Genomic DNA, 2086 nt, shown 5'->3' with positions numbered 1-2086 from the left:
TGCTTATGCTCGGCGTCCATATGGTCTCGGTCACTAGCTGCATAGCGTCGATAAGGCGTGTCCTGAAAGTCTTCTTCTGTGACACCAAGATAGGTAGAGTCAGAGTCTTCATCCGAGTACTGAATTTTGACTTCCAATTGCTGATAAATATCGGCGCTAATATCTGAGTTGATCAAGCCCTTCAGCGTAATATCACTTTTGTTAAAGCCAGTGTCATTGCCAGTGTCTAGGTCTTTAAAACCATCAGTCTGTAAGTTGATGCCGTCGACTAACCAGCCCCAAGTATCTGTTCTCTGGCCATAGAACAAATGCGCTTTTGAATAGGCGTCTGTACCGTAGGCGATATTTAGGCGTCCACCATCTTCTTCTGGAACTGAGCGTGTCACCATATTTACCGCCCCGCCCACAGTGTTAGGTCCATATTTAATGGCAGACGGGCCTTTAAATACTTCTATACCTTCCATCTTTGCGAACATTGGAAAGTAGTATGCGGCAGGAGCTGAGTAGGGCGCAGGCCCGATCAAAACTGCATCTTCCATTAATGCGATTTTACGGCTGCGATGCGGATGTGCGCCACGCAAACCGATATTGGGTCTTAAGCCATAGCCTTCCTCTTCTTGAATATTGACGCCCGGTATATGGCTTAACACACGATTAATATCATCATATTCAAACTTTTCGATGTCATTTTGGTCGATGAGATGCGCGGAACCCGGTTGTTTTTTGATCTGAGTCGCACCGCCGGTAATGTAGATGTCTTCGCGTTTAACGCTGGTAATGGAAGACGAAGCGACTGCTTCTTCGGTACTAAGTGAAGCCTCATTTTCAGATTGCGCGTGTGATAGTGGGCTAATGCAAAACGCTAGAGGTGCCGCAAAGGCAAGGTGTAACAGCTTAATTTTCATAGTCAGGTATAGGGTAAAATCTATGGTAATAAAAATAACTAAGCGAGATCACAATCTTCTTTGTGAGCCTAGAAGATTGTGACCTCGCTCGATATAGAAAATAACAACGCTAGCGCTTTGGTCTAGTCGTTATCTCCTTCTGCTGATTGAGGAATCGCTAAAGTTAGTGCTGTGACGAAATCAGTCTTAAGAACATCTGTGACTTTCTTAACATCAGCATGCAGTGCGCAAGCTTCTTCAAGTCTGTTATCTGAAGTAGAGTTAGTGCAGTCAGCCTCATTGATTCCTGTCACGCTAGCAACGAGTGTAGTGCCGAAATTATCGATGTTTGCAATTGCCGCATTAATATCGGTTGTCATGGTGGATGCGATATTGCCTTGGCCTGCATCTTCAAGTAAATCGTCCATGCCGTTATTTAATACCGCGAGAAAACCTTGAAGATTTGCTTTGATGTTTGCCAGCGATTGGTTGGCGTATGTAGATTCAACTGTTTCAGGGCAGCTTGTACTAGCACAGTCAGCGCTGATACCGGCAGGCTCCGCTATTTTCATATCTTTCACTTCTGTATCTAGATAGAACAGTGCGTCTGATATTTCATTCAACGCCTCTGTTGCTGAAGAGTACCGAGAGCTTGTGCTGCCTGCAGTACTTAATTGTTGAAAATAGTTGTCACCTGCACCTTGCCAGTCGTCCAACAAAGCGGTGATTTGAGCTGCAACGTCGTTTGCTACGATTTTGGCATATTCACAACGGGCAAGTGAGCGGTCAGCATCTGTTCTGATATTCCACGCACCGTTTGTCGGACTTGTTGTTGAGCTGTCTGTTGAACACGTGTGGTCAAGATCATTGGAATACAGTAGATATTCAAGCGCATCTAATCCGATACGACGAGGGGTTTGGCTGTTAATATCAAATCCTGCTGTATCGTCATCATAATCAACTAAGGCGCCATCAACAAAGCAACTGCTTTTGGCCGGCCAGCTATAAATTCGCTCTCGAATACTATTGTTCCCGCCGTCGAATGATGGCCCGAAGTTCATGACTTCAGCTTGTTGCCACGCAGTCATCGCAGCTTGCCAAGTGCTCTGAGCTGTCGCTAGGGTGGATGCGACATTGGCGGAACTAATTGCCACTTCATCGCAATATGCATCAATAGCATTTGCTAGGCTTAGTGCTTGGTT

The 2086-nt window shown here is 45.5% G+C and carries 2 protein-coding genes; both read right to left on the bottom strand.

All coding sequences use genetic code 11. The features are described from left to right. Positions 1-905, bottom strand: a 905-nt coding sequence (locus tag A3738_RS20310; protein ID WP_156504370.1) for a TonB-dependent receptor plug domain-containing protein, incomplete at its 3' end; no start/stop codon positions are given. A gap of 122 nt (positions 906-1027) precedes the next feature. Then, positions 1028-2086: imelysin family protein (locus tag A3738_RS20305; RefSeq protein ID WP_068763812.1), on the bottom strand; the 1059-nt coding region annotated here is incomplete at its 5' end.

This window comes from Oleiphilus sp. HI0066 (assembly GCF_001635725.1).
This window is presented reverse-complemented; position numbering and strand designations above follow the sequence as displayed.